Origin of the sequence: Pusillimonas sp. SM2304 (genome assembly GCF_031628915.1) — a bacterium.
In the GTDB taxonomy this organism is placed as follows: domain Bacteria; phylum Pseudomonadota; class Gammaproteobacteria; order Burkholderiales; family Burkholderiaceae_B; genus Pusillimonas_C.
In genome coordinates, this window is the sequence record NZ_JAVLUJ010000001.1 from 1,364,577 (window position 1) to 1,381,575 (window position 16,999).

Below are 16,999 nucleotides of genomic sequence, written 5' to 3' on the forward strand. Positions count from 1 at the left end.
CCTCATCTGCCGGATCCACCGGCTTCTTCCCGCTTCATGCACCCCCACAGCGTCATCAGTGTGATAAAGAAGAATAGCAGCGAGTCATTGCGGTACAGCACCGTGTGCGACGCGCCCAGAATACCAAACACTGCCAATTGGCTGCCGCCAGCAATGGCCAGGACCCGTACATTTCTGTTGTCCGACAGCAGTCTTCGGCAGAAAAACCAGAAAGGGAAAACAAATAACGCCAGTATCGGCAACAAGCCAAAAATGCCTTGGTACACCAGCGTTGCCAGATACAGATTATGGGTATGAGCCAGGGTCAGCACGACCGGATCCAGTTCCTTGCTAGCCACCTGCTGTTCCAACTGAGCCCTATACTCGTCGACACCCCAGCCGAATATGGGTTTTTGCGGAATATTGATGGTGGCGGCGCGCCAGATCTCGAAGCGGGCGCCTATCGACCCTTTGGCATTGTCTTTTTCTACATAGTTGCTGATGTCTTTAACGGCCTGCTCATAGCGCTTTTCGACCGGGTTGTTAGGCATGGCCACATACCATGCGCTGACCACAGCCAGCAATACCACCACGACGGTGCCTACACGGTAGATATTGTGCTTATTGCACGAACCAATACAGAACAGCACAAACACAACAGGAATAGAAATCCAGGCTCCCCGGGTGCCCGACATGATCGAGCCATATGCGGCCCCCACCATGCCCAATGCCAGGGCCAAGCGCCATAGCCACACATGCTTGACGTTTTCACGCTGCGCCCAGAACAGGCCGGCTATGCACAGCACGCTGAACATGGTGGAAATACCGCCGAAGCGCACTCCATTGGTGAGCCCTTGAACATCACGCATACCCAAGACATGCAGTTGCCATAGCGCCACCCCGCAGACGGAATAAGAACCCAGCGCGACTCCCGCCCAAAACCACGGTAGCCGTGGCGGCACCTTCAGCAGCAGCAGGAAAATGGGTATGGCTAACAGAAAGCGGCTGGGCATGTCCAATGTGCGTATGGGATTTCCATGTAATAGACACACAAAGACAGCAACCGCAAAAAAACTGATCAATGCATAAAGGTAGGTTTTATCTTCCGCGGTCAGGCCTAGGGCCGGTCTACAGGCGAGAAAAAAAAAGCTCGCTGCCAGCAGCAGGCTGGCACCATATGAATAGCCCGATGGAACCGACTGATTGATCGCGTAAAATAAAAAAACACTAAAAGAAATTATTAGTGAATATTGGTTACTTTTTGAGTCTAGGGTAAACATCAGGTGTGCATAGGGCTTAATAGAGGTTGACTAAATACAATGGAGCACATTGACCTAAGAAGAGATTGGAAATAAAGTCCATTGAGTCCACAACACAATTGTAGCCGGAATCAAATGTAATTAAGTTTCTAATGATTAAAAGCATGTTAGGTAGCTGCCAAATAAAGAGACCTTAATGCTTCATACGCTGGCGTGAGAGTTCTCTCGTTTCGCCTACAGATGCATTGTTTATAATGCATCAAGTATTGCTGTTGCTTAATGGAATGAAGCAACAGCAACCCGTCACAATATTCTTGCTTTTCTTTTAAGTCGCCTCGGCTAGGAACAAATTAATAGCTATGCTGAAGAGTCAAACTGTCCTTATAACCGGTGGCACCGGTTCCTTTGGTCATACTTTCGTGCCAATGACATTGGCTAAATACAAGCCGAAGAAAGTCATCATTTTCTCGCGAGACGAAATGAAGCAGTGGGAGATGGCCAAGCTTTTTAAAGATGACCCGCGTGTGCGATTTTTCATTGGTGATGTGCGTGATAAAGAGCGTTTATATCGTGCGCTGGATGGGGTTGACTATGTAGTTCACGCCGCTGCTACAAAAATAGTGCCTACTGCAGAATACAATCCGTTCGAATGCATCAAGACCAATATAAATGGTGCTATGAACCTTGTTGACGCTTGTATTGATAGGGGGGTCAAACGTGTTGTAGCCTTGTCTACCGACAAGGCTAGTAGCCCGATCAACCTCTACGGCGCCACAAAGCTGGCTTCCGATAAGTTATTCGTTGCCGGTAATTCCTACTCGGGGGGGGAAGGCACTAAGTTTGCCGTTGTGCGCTACGGTAATGTCATGGGTTCGCGTGGCTCAGTTATCCCGTTCTTTATGTCTGTTAAAGATACAGGGGTTCTGCCCATTACAGATGAGCGCATGACGCGTTTCATGATCTCTCTAGAGCAAGGGGTGGAGTTGGTTTGGCACGCCTTTGATGATATGGAAGGCGGTGAAATCTATGTGAAGAAGATTCCATCAATGAAAGTTACGGAACTGGCTAAGGTTGTTGCTCCCGACGCTGAGCATAAAGTCGTCGGTATCCGTCCTGGTGAGAAGCTACACGAACAAATGATAGGTGTGGAGGATGCCCACTATACCTACGAGTACCCAGAGCATTTTAAAATTTTACCTGCCATCCATAATTGGTCCGAATCACCATTGCGTATCAAAGATGGGCGGAAAGTTCCTGAGGGCTTTGTGTACTCCAGCGACAGTAATAAAGAATGGATGAGTCCAAACGAACTCCAATCATGGATTGATGCTAACCATGAAAAAATAGGGAAAATCTAATCATGATTCCCTACGGCCGTCAGGAGATTACGCAGGCAGATATAGACGCTGTTCTGAATGTGCTGCAGTCAGATTTCTTAACGCAAGGCCCGATGGTTCCACGCTTTGAGAAGGCTGTAGCTGAATACTGTGGCATTAGCCATGCGTTAGCGGTCAATAGTGCAACCTCGGCGTTGCATATCGCTTGTTTGGCCTTGGGGCTTGGGCCTGGCGACTGGCTATGGACATCGCCAATTACGTTTGTTGCGTCCGCCAATTGTGGTTTGTATTGCGGCGCGAGGGTCGATTTTGTAGATATTGACCCCCTTACCTACAACTTGTCCGTCGAGGCACTAGAACAAAAGCTGGTGCATGCCGAAAAAGCAGGCTGCCTACCGAAAGTCGTGGTGCCAGTGCATTTGTGTGGGCAGCCTTGCAACATGCAGGCCATTCATGAACTCAGTAAGCGGTATGGTTTCAAGATTATCGAAGATGCTTCGCACGCTATTGGAGGTAAATATCGGGGCGAGCCAATTGGGAACTGTCGTTACAGCGACATCACTGTATTTAGCTTTCATCCTGTCAAGATAATCACCACTGCTGAAGGCGGGATGGCGTTGACTAATAATGCAGCGCTAGCTGAAAAAATGAATCTGTTGCGTAGTCACGGAATTACCCGAGACGCAGCTTTGATGACTCATGAGCCTGACGGGCCTTGGTATTACCAACAGACGGACTTGGGCTTCAATTATCGGATGACGGAATTGCAGGCAGCATTAGGCGTGAGCCAAATGTATCGCTTGGATGAATATGTGACGCGTAGGCATCAGTTGGCTGAACGCTATAACAGGCTACTAGCCGAATTACCTGTTACCACCCCGTGGCAGCATCCCGATGGCTACTCAGGTTTGCATCTGTATGTGATCCGTTTAAAACTCAACGCAATCGATAAGACACATCGCCAAGTATTCGAAAGCCTACGCCAGCAAAAAATTGGTGTTAATGTGCATTACATACCTGTGCATACGCAGCCATACTATCGCGACTTGTGCCCTGATACTGACGCTCTAGCTGAGTCAGAGAGTTATTACGCGGAGGCAATTAGCTTGCCTATGTATCCCGGCCTGGCTGAACATGAACAAGATGCTGTAGTAAGTGCTTTGCGTGCTGCTCTGTAGTTATGCGGCTGGCTATCATTCCCGCCCGGGGCGGCAGCAAACGCATACCGCGAAAGAATATTAAGAACTTTTGCGGTAAGCCTATGCTAGCTTGGTCGATCGAGGCCGCCCGGCGAAGCGGCTGTTTTGATCGTGTTGTTATTTCAACAGACGATGATGAGATAGCGGATATAGCAATACGCTATGGTGCCGAAGTTCCTTTTTTGCGACCAACCTCCCTGTCAGACGACTACACCGGCACAGTGCCTGTGGTTGCACATGCCATAAATTGGCATCAGCAACAAGGCGTGGAGCCGAGCCTTGTGTGCTGTATTTATGCGACAGCTCCCTTTGTCCGCCCGAACGATATAACCGAAGGCTTAGAAAAGCTTGTCAATTCGGGTTGTGACTATGCTTTTTCTGTAACAAGCTACCCGTTTCCGATTCAGAGAGCAGTGCGTATTAACAATGAAGGGCGGGTGAGCATGTTTCAGCCGAAGTATTTGCACACCCGCTCGCAAGATCTAGAAGAAGCCTTCCATGACGCAGGACAGTTCTATTGGGGGGCCTCTCATGCTTGGCTGGAGGGCCGGCCAATCTTTGGTGTTAATTCTGTCCCGGTGGTTTTGCCAAGGTATCGCGTACAGGATATCGATACCCCCGAGGACTGGCTACGGGCCGAGTGGATGTTTAACGCGCAGCTAAATACGTCAATAGACTAAATATCGGACACCATGAACGTCGTTTTTCGTACGGACGCTTCTATTCAGATCGGTACCGGGCACGTAATGCGTTGTCTCACTTTGGCCGAGGCTTTGACGGAGGCTGGGTCCAAGTGTCATTTCATAGGGCGTGCGCATGATGGAAATTTATTTCATGAGATTCAGCAGCGTGGATTTACCGTAACATCGCTACCCGCAACAGATATTGAAGATAAGTATGTCAGCGATAAGGGCGTCATGCCGTCCCATGCGGCGTGGCTTGGTTGCGACTGGCAGGTAGATGCAGAGCAAACACGCATGTCGTTAAATGGCTTGCGGGCAGACTGGTTGGTGCTAGACCACTACGCGCTGGATTTACGCTGGGAGCGTGCGGTCTGCGACCCATGTATGAAGCTAGCTGTGATTGACGACTTGGCTGACCGTGCTCACGAATGTGATTTGCTTGTTGATCAAAATTTGGGACGAACTGCATCCGATTACCAAGGACTTTTACCAGAGCATAGCCATCTTTTGATAGGGCCAAGCTATGGTTTGCTACGCCCCGAGTTTGCAAAGATGCGGGAATACAGCTTGTCACGACGTATCTTGTCAGCTTCCATGAACAAGGTGCTGATTACGATGGGGGGGATTGATCAGCCCAATGCTACGGGGGAGGTGCTTAAAGCACTAATGTCCTGCCGCTTACCGTCGGATTGTGAGATTACAGTAGTAATGGGGGGAAATGCTCCATCTTTAACGCAAGTACAGGCGCTCGCAAGGACGATGCCATGGCCTACAGATGTGCTGATCAATGTGAAGAATATGGCTCAGCTCATGGCTGAAAGTGATATTGCCATCGGCGCTGCGGGCGGGACGTCGTGGGAGCGGTGCTGCTTGGGGTTGCCAACTATTCTAGTAACCCTGGCTGCTAACCAGCAGGCTGTTGGAGAGGCATTGGCAACGGCAAATGCAGCATACTTACTGGGTGATATCACTAGTATTGAACGACTACCGGCGGTACTGGCACAATTACTTGATAATAGAGCTTTCGTGTTAATGAGCGAAGCCGCCAGCAAAGTAACTGATGGACTAGGTGCGCAAAGGGTAGCGCAGAGAATGGTGGGAAATGATGCGTCCAGTTTCTGATCGAGAAGAGAGTGTCCGCCCTATGGTGGAAGGAGACTTAGAGCTCGTTCTAGGATGGCGTAATCATCCCGACGTCAGGCGTTATATGCTTACCCAGCACGAGATCAGCATGGACGAACACCGTAGTTGGTTTAGAAGTACTTTATTAAATGGCGACAAGCAATTACTGATCTTTGAAATTGATAATCTACCGTACGGATTTGTCCAATTCAGTGGCCTGGCATCAGGTAAGGTGGCTGACTGGGGTTTTTATTTGGCGCCTAACGCTAGGCAAGGTACAGGTCAGAGTTTAGGTTTGGCCGCTTTGGACTATGGTTTCGGCTTGCTTAACTTACACAAAGTATGCGGCCAAGCCCTAGAGTTTAATAAGCCGTCAATTAAGTTTCATCTCCGTCTGGGTTTTCAGCAGGAAGGCCTACTGCGGGACCAGCACTTTGATGGAAGAAACTATCATTCTATGGTGTGTTTTGGTCTACTAGCCGAAGAGTGGAGCAATCGTTTAAAGGATATCTAGAATGTTAATTCAACCTAGCATTACCATCGCCGGTCGGCGGATCAGTGCTGGCGATGCCCCATACATTATTGCTGAGCTATCTGCCAACCATAACGGTAAATTAGAGACAGCGCTCAAAATTATAGAAGCTGCAAAGGCGGCAGGCGCTGATGCCGTCAAGTTACAAACCTATACGGCCGACACTATTACTTTGGATTGCAATAATGAAGACTTCCAGATTCGTGGTGGTTTATGGGACGGTAGAACGCTGTATGAGTTGTATCAGCAAGCCCATATGCCATGGGAATGGCATGAGTCGTTGTTTGCTTATGCCCGCAAGCTCGGGATAACCATCTTCAGTTCACCATTTGATAATACGGCTGTTGATTTGCTTGAAACGCTTGGTGCGCCAGCATACAAAATTGCGTCCTTTGAAGCCATCGACTTGCCTCTGATCAAGTATGTGGCAAGTACTGGAAAGCCGATGATCATTTCGACCGGCATGGCAGATTCCGAAGAGATTCAAGAGGCTATTGATACCGCCCGCGAAGGTGGATGTAAAGAGTTGGCAATTTTACATTGCGTTAGCGGTTATCCAGCTCCAGCCGCTGATTACAACCTGCGCACTATCCCCGACATGATTGACCGCTTTGGCTTAGTGACGGGATTGTCGGATCATACGCTTGATAACACCACGGCCATCACCAGTGTGGCGCTGGGGGCATCGCTGATAGAAAAGCACTTTACCCTTGACCGTAGTGGTGGCGGGCCGGACGACAGTTTTTCGCTAGAACCCAAAGAATTGGAAGCGCTGTGTAAAGATAGCAAGACAGCTTGGTCGGCATTGGGTGTGGTTGATTACGGGCGAAAATCCAGCGAACAGGAGAATGCGCAATTCCGTAGGTCGTTATATGTAGTAAAGAATATACAAAAAGGTGAATTGTTCACCACTGACAATATTAAAAGTATACGGCCAGGTTACGGCTTGGCTCCTAAGCATTATTGGTCTGTTGTGGGAAAACGCGCAAAATGCGATATTGCGCCCGGCACGCCACTTCGCCAAACGGTCATCGAGCCGTCAGCGTAACTATCAGTTAAATCTTCACAACTTCACTAGGACACACTATGACCTAGCGAAGTTGTTAGGATGGTGTCAGATTAGATAGTATTTTTTCCCTGTATTTTTTTGCGCCATATTTGGTTACCTTCACGCAACTTTGGATGAGCACATGCATTGGCGAGCGCGGCGGGATAGGAGCTTAACAAGCGAAGCCCTAGTGCGCTAGGTTGTTTCATGATACATTTCCGTTCAATGGTTGAACGCTCTTTTGTCTATTCCTATGATCGATGCTGCTTTGCCCTATGAACACCACTTAAAACTACTGCGTCTGCTTGAGGCCAATCCAGACATGAGTCAGCGTGATTTGGCGCGCGAGTTGGGTATCAGCCTGGGTAAAACTAACTATTGCATTAAGCATCTGCTCGACAAGGGTTTTATCAAAATGCAGAACTTTCGCAATAGCCACAATAAGCTGGCCTATGCGTATCTTCTGACTCCGACGGGCTTTACTGCGAAAGTGGAGTTGACGCTTCGATTCTTAAAACACAAGGTCAATGAGTACGAAAAACTAAAATCTGAAATCGAGCTGCTGCAACTAGAGGCCTTGAATATGCAGAACATTCCGCATCCCCTATCTCAAGAAAACTGTTAATCACTTCAATCAAAAAACATGAAAAATTTCGCTCTGATTGGTGCTGCTGGCTATATTGCTCCACGGCACATGCAAGCTATCAAGGCCACAGGTAACAATCTGGTGGCTGCTATGGATACAAACGATTCCGTTGGTATTATTGACAGTCACTTTCCCAACGCGGACTTTTTTACTGAGTTTGAGCGATTCGATCGGCATATCGACAAGCTGCGCCGCGCCGATAACGGCAGAAAGATTGATTACGTGTCGATTTGCTCGCCTAATTACCTGCACGATTCGCACATGCGCTTTGCCTTGCGTGCGGGGGCGGACGCTATCTGTGAAAAACCTTTGGTGTTGAACCCATGGAATATTGACGGTTTGCAGGAAATCGAGCGTGACACTGACCACAAGGTAAACACCATTTTGCAATTGCGCGTTCACCCATCCATTGTAGCCCTACGTGAGAAAGTAAAAAATCAGAAGAATGGCACCAAGCATGATGTGGATCTGACCTACATCACCTCGCGTGGAAATTGGTACCTGCAATCGTGGAAGGGGGATCTTAAGAAGTCAGGCGGTATTGCTACCAATATTGGCGTGCATTTCTTCGACATGCTGCACTTCATCTTTGGCGGACTTCAGGCGAATACCGTGCACCACTCGTCCGATACGAAGGCGGCAGGCTATTTAGAATACGAGAACGCACGCGTACGTTGGTTCTTGTCGGTGGATGTTGAAGATGTGCCTGAAGCACAACGTGCTGCTGGTCAGCGCACTTATAGGTCTATTACTGTTGACGGTGAAGAGATCGAATTCTCGGGTGGCTTTACTGATTTACACAACCGCAGCTACGAAGAAATTCTGGCGGGCCGTGGCTTTGGATTGGAAGAGAATCGTACGGCGATTTTAACGGTCGCGGCAATTCGCACGGCCGATATTGTCCCGCTTACGGGTGAATATCACCCTTTCTTGAAAAAATGAACCATTACCAGCATCCTAGCGCTATCGTCGATGATGGTGCCCAAATAGGCGAGGGGTCGCGCGTCTGGCATTTTGTCCATGTCTGTGGCGGCGCAGTGATTGGCCGCGGCGTATCAATGGGTCAAAACGTATTCATTGGTAATAAGGTAGTTATCGGTGACTACTGCAAAATACAGAACAACGTCTCGGTCTACGACAACGTGACCCTGGGAGAGGGGGTGTTTTGTGGGCCCAGCATGGTGTTTACCAACGTATACAACCCGCGCTCCTTGGTAGAACGTAAAAGCGAGTACCGTGACACTCTTGTAAAAAAAGGTGCGACTCTAGGTGCGAATTGCACCATTGTCTGCGGTGTAACGGTGGGTGAGTTTGCTTTTGTGGGAGCAGGGGCAGTCATTAATAAGGATGTGCCCGACTACGCTCTGGTAGTGGGGGTTCCCGCCAAGCAGATAGGTTGGATGAGCGAGTTTGGTGAGCAGCTCAATCTACCTCTGGAAGGCCAGGGGAAAGCCATTTGCCAGCATACCGGTGCCGTGTATCAGTTAGACGGCAAACAACTAACTAAGTATCCGTCGCAGCCATGATTGACTTTATTGATCTTAAAGCCCAGCAAGCCCGCATTAAAGACAAGATTGATGCCGGCATACAGCGGGTGCTTGCTCATGGTCAGTACATCTTAGGTCCAGAGGTTGCGGAGCTTGAAGAAAAACTGGCTGCGTTTATCGGCGCTAAGCACTGTATAAGCTGCGCTAATGGCACGGATGCGCTACAAATCGCCCAAATGGCTTTCGGTATTGGTCCTGGTCACGAAGTCATTACCCCAGGTTTTACCTATATAGCTACGGCAGAGACGGTGGCGGTATTAGGTGCCAAGCCTGTATATGTGGACGTTGACCCTCATACTTACAATCTTGACCCAGCCACACTGGAAGCTGCCATTACGCCGCGTACCAAGGCGATTATTCCAGTGTCCCTATACGGGCAATGCGCAGATTTTGATGCGATCAATGCAATTGCGGCTAGGCACGGCATTCCGGTCATTGAGGACGCAGCACAAAGCTTTGGCGCTACCTATAAAGGCAAGCATTCTGGGAATTTAAGTACAGTATCGTGCACTAGCTTTTTTCCTAGCAAGCCATTGGGTTGCTATGGGGATGGCGGTGCCATTTTTACGAATGATGATGACTTGGCAGTAGTGCTACGTCAGATTGCTCGCCATGGTCAAGATCGACGCTATCACCATATTCGTATCGGTGTGAATAGCCGTCTGGATACCCTGCAGGCAGCTATTTTACTCCCCAAACTCGAAATTTTGCCCGAAGAGAACAATCTGCGTCAGGAAGTCGCGAAAAATTATGAACGGTTATTAAAGGACGCTGGTATCCACACCACGCCGTATGTTGACCCTCATAACCTTAGTGTGTATGCGCAATACACAATACAAGTTGATGATCGCGAGACTGTGCAAGCCAACTTGAAAGAGGCGGGCATTCCCACCGCAGTGCATTACCCCATACCGTTGAATAAGCAACCGGCTGTGGCGGACAGTTCTGCTCGTCTACCAGTGGGTGATCGGTTAGCGCAACGGGTGATTAGTTTGCCGATGCATCCGTATTTGACAGCAGGGAGTCAGAAAAAAATCGCGGCTGCGCTGGGTTTGACATGAGATCCGATTATTGTCGGGCTTGTTGTGCTGTCCATTTCTGGATTAATCTTTTTAAAGCTTGGCTGTTACTTCTGCTCCGGAAATTGACTTGCGATGGTGGATTCTCTAAGGAACGTAAAAGATTAATTTATATTTTCGATGCTTAGTAAGTCGCTAGCGAGGGCCTCCGGAGCCTATTTGATTGTCAACATCCTAAACGCAGCGATACCATTTATGCTGCTGCCGATATTGACGCGTTACTTGTCCACGACAGAGTACGGGGTCGTCGCAATGTTTCAGACTTTCGTAGCTGCTTTGTCTGCATTTACGGGGTTAAGTGTCCATGGCGCTGCATTACGTAAATTTTATGATTTAAGCGAAGATAAAACAGAACTGAAAGATTACATAGGGGCCTGCTTACAAATATTATTATTAAGCTCTTCTATAATTTTTTTATTGGTTTTTTTTGTTAGCGATTATTTGAGTACACTATTCGGCCTAAACCATGGTTGGTTGCTTGTTGCTGTCATAGTGTCCGCAGCTAGCTTTGTAGTTAATATTCGCATGGGGCAGTGGCAGGTACGCAATTCGATATTAAAATACAGCGCCTTTTTATTATCTCAGAGTTTGGTTAACTTGTCTTTGTCTTTACTCTTGGTAATCGTATTAAAGCTTGGAGGCGAAGGGCGTTTGATCGCGATGGCATGGACTCCAGTTTTGTTTGCTGGAGTTGCATTATTTTCTCTTGGACGTTGCAATTTGATTGGGACCTCCTGGCATGTAAATCATGTCAAAGAGGCGCTCCGCTTTGGAGTCCCGTTAATTCCACATGTCGCAGGGGCTTTTCTCTTACTAACCATAGATCGCTTGGTAGTAAATACGAAGTTGGGGTTGGGGCAGGCTGGCATATATATGGCAGCGATTCAGGTTTCGATGATAGCAAGCATCTGTTTCGACGCGATAAACAAGGCGTTTGTTCCCTGGTTGTATGAGAGACTGTCACGTAATCTAATAGAAGAGAAACAGTTAATTGTAAAATGGACATATATATACTTCGTTTTTCTGCTCGGATTGGCTATTGTTGGATTTTATGTTGGGCCATACTTTATTTTCATATTAACTGGGCCAAATTATCAAGCTGCCCAAGAGATAATCGGATGGCTTCTTCTTGGACAAATATTTAAAGGTATGTATTTGATGGTAACCAACTACGTTTTTTTTGCGAAAAAGACTGTTTACCTGTCAGTTGTGACAATGATCAGCGGGTTATTGAATGTGTTGTTTTTATTCTTGCTTATAGACTACCTAGGCCTACATGGTGCTGCGATTGCGACAGCGCTTGCGGGTGCGGTCCAATTTTTGTTGACTTGGTATGCAGCGAACAGGTCATTTCAGATGCCTTGGACTTCATTAAAGGTATGGAGTAGACCTTAGGTGTTTTACTGTTCAAAGTATAAAAATTGCACTTCTGAACTTAGAAATATAGAGCAGAAAAGGCTATGTAAGGCGTACCGTTAATATCTGTCAAAAATAGAGAGCGTAGGATTTGTGGATGAAAATCTTCAAACAACTCAAATATATAAAGTTAGTGTTAGACAAGACAAAACTGAGCTTGCGGCGTAGTGACTGGAATGCTCTCGAAGAGGCTGACTGCCTTACAGTATGGCATGAGAATGATTGTGGGTATGTGTTTAAAAATAAGTTGTATTGCGGTTTGATACTCTCAATTACCGAAAGATTGGCCCGGAAAAATATTTCAGCAATCTCCATTGTAAAACCATATGGCAATCTAAATTCTGATAACGCAAATGGTGCCCCTTTATTATTCAATCGTGATTTTTTTATTGCTGAAATTATTGATAAAATAAATAATCTTCTTTTTACTAGCCCTAAAAATAAAAAATATATCCTGTGGGGACGAATACTAGACGTAGTTAAGCCGAAATATATAATCGGCATTCAACCTGACAGTTTTCTATGTAAAGCAGCTAGGGACAGAGGTATACGTATCTATGATCTACAACACGGCGTGATATCGACATCCCATGCGTGGTATGGGAAGACGGCAAAAGAGTTGGATGCGATAAATCTGCCTACGGATTTTTTGTGTTGGGATACTTCCTCGGCGAGCGCCATCAGAGGCTGGGCTGAGGATAAAGGAATTCGAGTTCATGTTACGGGAAACCCCTGGTTTCAGCGGTTCCAATGCGTAGATTCCGAAGATCAAGTTGTTAATGAGCTCATTAGAAACAACTTATCTGTTACGGATGACAAACCAAAAATATTGGTAACGCTACAATGGGGGCTGGAGAGATTTTATAATGATAGTGATGAGCATGATGGTTATTTGCCAATTGCTTTGAAAAAACTAATTACCTCTCCTCTTCAACAATACAATTGGCTGATAAGATTACATCCTGTGCAGCTGCGAGGGTCAGAACGGGCTCGTTGCTTCCAATTTCTAGAGAAAGAGTTTGGAGGGTTAGGTAACGTTGAATGGCTAAGGACGTCTGAGGCTCCCCTTCCACTAATTCTTTCCATAATTGATTTGCATATAACAGATATGAGTTCTGTCGTAATTGAAGCGAGCTGGTTTGGCGTGCCATCTGCTTTATTGAGTATGCATATTAAGCCGGGGGGCAGACTTGAGGGATACTTTGATGAGCAGTTCAGCTCCGGATATGCGAAAGTAGTTAAGCAAGACAAATCAAGCATTGAGGCGTGGATCACAGAACAACTCTCGTATGATAAAGAAAGAGTTCCCAGTTCGGCTAAAACCGTCGATATTCTGACTGTAGTGAGCGACGGAATCAACAACGGTTCTATACGGGAATGATGTGCTCTTACCTCTTAAGTTTGTGATTGAAATCCTCTACTGCTTAGCTCGATCTCGTCCTCTTAGTGCAAAGAAAAAGCGAGCCCGTCATTCAGAGTTTGGAGGCTAAGTTAATGTGGAAAATTTCAAAGTTTAGTCTATCCAAAGCGCTCTTATCTATATATTTAATTGCATCGATTGCATTGTTTTTGGTTCCGGATGGCTTGCTTAGGGCTGCAATTCTAGCGTTGATAGTAGGAACTGCACTATGTGTTTTTCTCTGTTTCGAAAAAGGCATGCTGTGGATGATAGTGGTATTGATTATAATGACACTGCTTTCATTTGTGATTTTGAATAAGCTCATATTCGATAAATCTGTGCACGTTACTGTCTTATTGAATTTGATTGCTAGCTTATTTGTGGCTTATGCATTATCAATGCGGCAAAAACTATTATCAGTCTTTTTTATTGGTTTCTACATATTGGTGATCAGCTTATTGCTATTGATTTTGCTTGGTTTAGATGCTAACCATATTTTTTCTGGAAGCCGCAATACAATCAGTATGATTTTAGTTTGTCTCGGGTCAATTTTCTTGCTCGCAAATTATGGTAAGGGCCAGCGTTTAGATATATTATTATATGCACTTGTTTTTTTGTGTTGTATTTTAGCGGTTGGGCGATCTGGTATTATTGCGTCGTTTATTCTACTAATTTCTGTGGCGTTTAAATACTGGAAACCATTTACCTATGGTAAGTTGTTTATGGGTTTACTGCTAGTAATATTGTTCTCGAGCTTTGTTATCTATGTTTATGAATACACTTCCTATTTCTATTACATCAAAAATAAAGGTTTGGCTGATAGCTATAGGACTCGAATGTTATTTGAATATCTCAACTCGTTAGGACCTGGAAATTTATTCTTTGGGACAGAACTTTCAAAATTGCCTTATATCTCTAGTTTTAACTCGAATCCTCATAATACTTTCTTGTTGCTGCATTCACAATATGGAATTTTATTTTTAATTTTTCTTTTTTGCATAATTATTTTCACATCTGGTTTAATTGTAAAAAAACTATTTGTTGAAGCTCTTGCATTTTTTGCACTAGCTTTAAGATTGGCAACTGATTCATCTGTAGACATTACTACCCTACCCCTGGTTTTTTGCTTTGTTTGCTTAATGGGAGGAAAGTTCAGAGGAAGTTGGGCGTATAGCAAGTTTTAATCTGAACTGGAAATGTATGATTACTATAATCGACTATGGAATGGGCAATTTATTTTCCATATTAAATATGATCCGCCGTGTCGGAGGGGATGCTGTCATTTCCGCAGATACTCAAACTATTCAACGGGCTTCGGCCTTAATTTTACCCGGCGTTGGGGCATTCGATAATGCCATGACTAAGCTTCAATCATTGGGAATGATAGACTTAATTAATGAGCGAGTAAGAAACGACAAAGTTCCTTTTATGGGCGTTTGCTTGGGGATGCAACTGCTGTTCCATTCGAGCCAAGAAGGTAATAAAGCGGGGTTGAGCTTACTCCCTGGAACAGTACGGCGATTTGATGGGCAAGCGTTCGGAGAACGGAAGCTGAAAATTCCACATATGGGCTGGAATAAGGTCATACCATCACCCAACCAAGAATTATTCTCTGGTTTTCATAGTGACCCACGCTTTTACTTTGTGCATTCATATCATGTAGTGTGCGACGATCCGGCACATATTGCCGCGACATGTGATTATGGCTATCGTTTTACTTGTGCAATCAGACATGAAAACATTTTTGCGGTACAGTTTCACCCTGAGAAAAGCCACCGGTTTGGCATGACGTTATTTAAGAACTTTATTGAACAGTTACCATGCTAGCTACCCGCGTGATTCCTATCTTGCTTTTAAAAAATACCGGTTTGGTCAAGGGAGTGCGGTTTTCGAATCACAAATATGTTGGAGATCCAGTTAATGCTGTCAAAATATTCAACATGAAAGAGGTTGATGAACTGGTTTTCTTAGATATAACAGCTAGCGTAGAAGGGCGTAAGCCAAATTATGAACTATTGGCGGATATTGCATCACAAGCATTTATGCCGTTCGGCTATGGTGGCGGGCTAGCTACCTTGCAAGATATTGAGAAATTATTCAAACTGGGCATTGAGAAGGCAATTCTTAATACCGCGGCTATAAAGGATCTCAAGCTTATTGGTCAGGCGAGTAAGATCGTTGGTTCACAAAGTATAGTGGTTTCAATGGATGTAAAGAAGAATATTTTGGGAAAATATCAGATTTATAGCCATTCGGGCTCTTTCAATACCAAATTAGATCCCGTTGAATATGCAAAAAGAGCAGCGGATGCGGGTGCTGGAGAGTTGATCCTGTGCTCTATTGATCGGGAAGGAACGGGTCGTGGTTATGATATTGATATTGTTGAGCGAGTGGCTGCCGCTGTTGAAATTCCCGTTGTTGCCTCCGGAGGAGCAGCGACATTACAGCATTTTAAACAAGCGGTGGATGCGGGAGCGTCAGCGGTAGCAGCGGGAGATATGTTTACCTTTCACGGCAAACATAAAGCCGTATTAATTACCTATCCAGATTATAAGAAGCTGGAAGCAACTTTTAAGGATGCTGCTGATGTCAAATAAGAATTATCAAATGTGTGTCAGATGTGTGATGGATACATCTGATTCAGAGATTGTATTCGATGAAAAAGGGGTATGCAGTCACTGCCACCAGTTTGATGATGAGACGTCGAAACGTTGGTTCCCTAACGTAGAGGGCCAGACCCGTTTGTCCGAAGCGTTCGATCGCATAAAGAAAGATGGATTGAATAATGACTACGATTGCATTATTGGTCTGAGCGGGGGAATTGATAGCTCATATCTTGCACTCATGTTAAAGGATCGCGGACTCCGTCCTTTAGTGGTTCATGTGGACGGTGGTTGGAATAGTGAGCTAGCTGTTTATAACATAGAGCAAGTCGTCAAATACTGCAATTATGACTTACATACTCACGTAATTAATTGGGAGGAAATGCGCGATCTGCAATTGGCCTATTTGAAGTCGCATGTCGCCAACCAAGATGTGCCACAAGACCATGCATTCTTTTCTTCGTTGTACCATTTTGCGGTGAGTAAGAAAATTAAGCACGTAATTAGCGGCGGCAATATAGCAACAGAATCAGTTTTCCCACGCACTTGGCACCATAGTGCTATGGATGCAATCAATCTGCATGCGATACATAAAAAGTATGGCACTATTCAGCTACATAATTATAAGACTATAAATATTTTTCAATATTATTTGTATTATCCATATCTGTACGGAATGAAGACGCTGAGACCTTTGAACTTTATGGACTACAACAAATCAAAGGCTCTTGCATTTCTCGAAGATACTATTGGATACAAAGACTATGGAAATAAGCACAGTGAATCTGTATTTACCAAATTTTTTCAAAATTACTATTTGCCAAAGAAATTCGGATACGATAAACGTAAGATGCATTATTCCAGCATGATTTTAAGTGGCCAACTAAGCAGGGAAGAAGCGAAACAGAAACTCGAGCAACAATTGTATGATCCCAGAGAGCTGGTAGAAGACCAAGAATATATTGCAAAAAAACTTCGTATTTCCGTGCTTGAACTTAAGGAACTGGTGGAGGCGCCTGGCGTAGCATATACAAAGTATAAAAATTGGGATTCAACTTTCAATGTGCTAAAAAAGATTCAACATTTTGCAGAGAAAGTTAGTGGTAAGAATATAAAAAACTATAATTAAAAAACTATATTTATAGTAAAT

Annotated in this window: 17 protein-coding genes; 16 read left to right on the forward strand and 1 reads right to left on the reverse strand. The window is 45.4% G+C overall.

Annotated features, from left to right (window positions below):
- Positions 1 to 2: 2 nt before the first annotated feature.
- Positions 3 to 1,259, reverse strand: a complete 1,257-nt coding sequence (locus RE432_RS06250) for an O-antigen ligase family protein (RefSeq protein ID WP_310932405.1) — start codon at positions 1,257 to 1,259, stop codon at positions 3 to 5.
- A 338-nt stretch (positions 1,260 to 1,597) separates the two neighbouring features.
- Between RE432_RS06250 and pseB the strand changes: the two genes are divergently transcribed.
- The 16 genes from pseB to RE432_RS06330 all read left to right on the forward strand — a co-directional run bounded on the left by pseB (position 1,598) and on the right by RE432_RS06330 (position 16,978).
- Positions 1,598 to 2,596 carry a UDP-N-acetylglucosamine 4,6-dehydratase (inverting) gene (gene pseB / locus RE432_RS06255; RefSeq protein ID WP_310932406.1) on the forward strand — a complete coding sequence of 333 codons (999 nt, stop codon included), beginning with the start codon at positions 1,598 to 1,600 and terminating at the stop codon, positions 2,594 to 2,596.
- Between the two features lie 2 nt (positions 2,597 to 2,598).
- A complete protein-coding gene (gene pseC, locus RE432_RS06260) occupies positions 2,599 to 3,753 on the forward strand; it encodes a UDP-4-amino-4,6-dideoxy-N-acetyl-beta-L-altrosamine transaminase (protein ID WP_310932407.1) in 1,155 nt (384 codons plus the stop codon).
- Positions 3,754 to 3,755: 2 nt separating this feature from the next.
- Complete coding sequence (gene pseF / locus RE432_RS06265; protein ID WP_310932408.1) at positions 3,756 to 4,454, forward strand: pseudaminic acid cytidylyltransferase; 699 nt, start codon at positions 3,756 to 3,758, stop codon at positions 4,452 to 4,454.
- 12 nt (positions 4,455 to 4,466) lie between these two features.
- The gene (gene pseG / locus RE432_RS06270; protein WP_310932409.1) at positions 4,467 to 5,579 is read left to right on the forward strand and encodes a UDP-2,4-diacetamido-2,4,6-trideoxy-beta-L-altropyranose hydrolase; all 1,113 of its coding nucleotides are present in this window, start codon (positions 4,467 to 4,469) and stop codon (positions 5,577 to 5,579) included.
- A gap of 22 nt (positions 5,580 to 5,601) precedes the next feature.
- A complete protein-coding gene (gene pseH / locus RE432_RS06275) occupies positions 5,602 to 6,093 on the forward strand; it encodes a UDP-4-amino-4,6-dideoxy-N-acetyl-beta-L-altrosamine N-acetyltransferase (protein ID WP_310932410.1) in 492 nt (163 codons plus the stop codon).
- Position 6,094: 1 nt separating this feature from the next.
- Positions 6,095 to 7,159, forward strand: coding sequence for a pseudaminic acid synthase (pseI, locus tag RE432_RS06280; RefSeq protein WP_310932411.1), 1,065 nt, complete (start codon positions 6,095 to 6,097; stop codon positions 7,157 to 7,159).
- A 253-nt stretch (positions 7,160 to 7,412) separates the two neighbouring features.
- Positions 7,413 to 7,784, forward strand: coding sequence for a MarR family EPS-associated transcriptional regulator (locus RE432_RS06285; protein ID WP_310932412.1), 372 nt, complete (start codon positions 7,413 to 7,415; stop codon positions 7,782 to 7,784).
- Between the two features lie 18 nt (positions 7,785 to 7,802).
- The gene (locus RE432_RS06290; protein WP_310932413.1) at positions 7,803 to 8,747 is read left to right on the forward strand and encodes a Gfo/Idh/MocA family oxidoreductase; all 945 of its coding nucleotides are present in this window, start codon (positions 7,803 to 7,805) and stop codon (positions 8,745 to 8,747) included.
- Positions 8,744 to 9,331, forward strand: a complete 588-nt coding sequence (gene wbpD, locus RE432_RS06295; RefSeq protein WP_310932415.1) for a UDP-2-acetamido-3-amino-2,3-dideoxy-D-glucuronate N-acetyltransferase — start codon at positions 8,744 to 8,746, stop codon at positions 9,329 to 9,331. The genes RE432_RS06290 and wbpD overlap by 4 nt, the downstream gene beginning before the upstream one ends.
- A complete protein-coding gene (locus tag RE432_RS06300) occupies positions 9,328 to 10,413 on the forward strand; it encodes a DegT/DnrJ/EryC1/StrS aminotransferase family protein (protein WP_310932417.1) in 1,086 nt (361 codons plus the stop codon). Before wbpD ends, RE432_RS06300 begins: the two co-directional genes overlap by 4 nt.
- 138 nt (positions 10,414 to 10,551) lie before the next feature.
- A complete protein-coding gene (locus tag RE432_RS06305) occupies positions 10,552 to 11,826 on the forward strand; it encodes a lipopolysaccharide biosynthesis protein (protein ID WP_409079819.1) in 1,275 nt (424 codons plus the stop codon).
- A gap of 118 nt (positions 11,827 to 11,944) precedes the next feature.
- On the forward strand, positions 11,945 to 13,228 hold the full coding sequence (locus tag RE432_RS06310) for a hypothetical protein (protein ID WP_310932420.1): 1,284 nt from the start codon (positions 11,945 to 11,947) through the stop codon (positions 13,226 to 13,228).
- A 113-nt stretch (positions 13,229 to 13,341) separates the two neighbouring features.
- Positions 13,342 to 14,430 carry a hypothetical protein gene (locus tag RE432_RS06315; RefSeq protein ID WP_310932421.1) on the forward strand — a complete coding sequence of 363 codons (1,089 nt, stop codon included), beginning with the start codon at positions 13,342 to 13,344 and terminating at the stop codon, positions 14,428 to 14,430.
- A gap of 16 nt (positions 14,431 to 14,446) precedes the next feature.
- A complete protein-coding gene (gene hisH / locus RE432_RS06320) occupies positions 14,447 to 15,073 on the forward strand; it encodes an imidazole glycerol phosphate synthase subunit HisH (protein WP_310932422.1) in 627 nt (208 codons plus the stop codon).
- Positions 15,067 to 15,843 (forward strand): AglZ/HisF2 family acetamidino modification protein, encoded by a 777-nt coding sequence (locus tag RE432_RS06325; RefSeq protein ID WP_310932423.1) that lies wholly within the window; start codon positions 15,067 to 15,069, stop codon positions 15,841 to 15,843. Before hisH ends, RE432_RS06325 begins: the two co-directional genes overlap by 7 nt.
- On the forward strand, positions 15,833 to 16,978 hold the full coding sequence (locus RE432_RS06330) for an N-acetyl sugar amidotransferase (RefSeq protein ID WP_310932424.1): 1,146 nt from the start codon (positions 15,833 to 15,835) through the stop codon (positions 16,976 to 16,978). Before RE432_RS06325 ends, RE432_RS06330 begins: the two co-directional genes overlap by 11 nt.
- Positions 16,979 to 16,999: the final 21 nt, after the last annotated feature.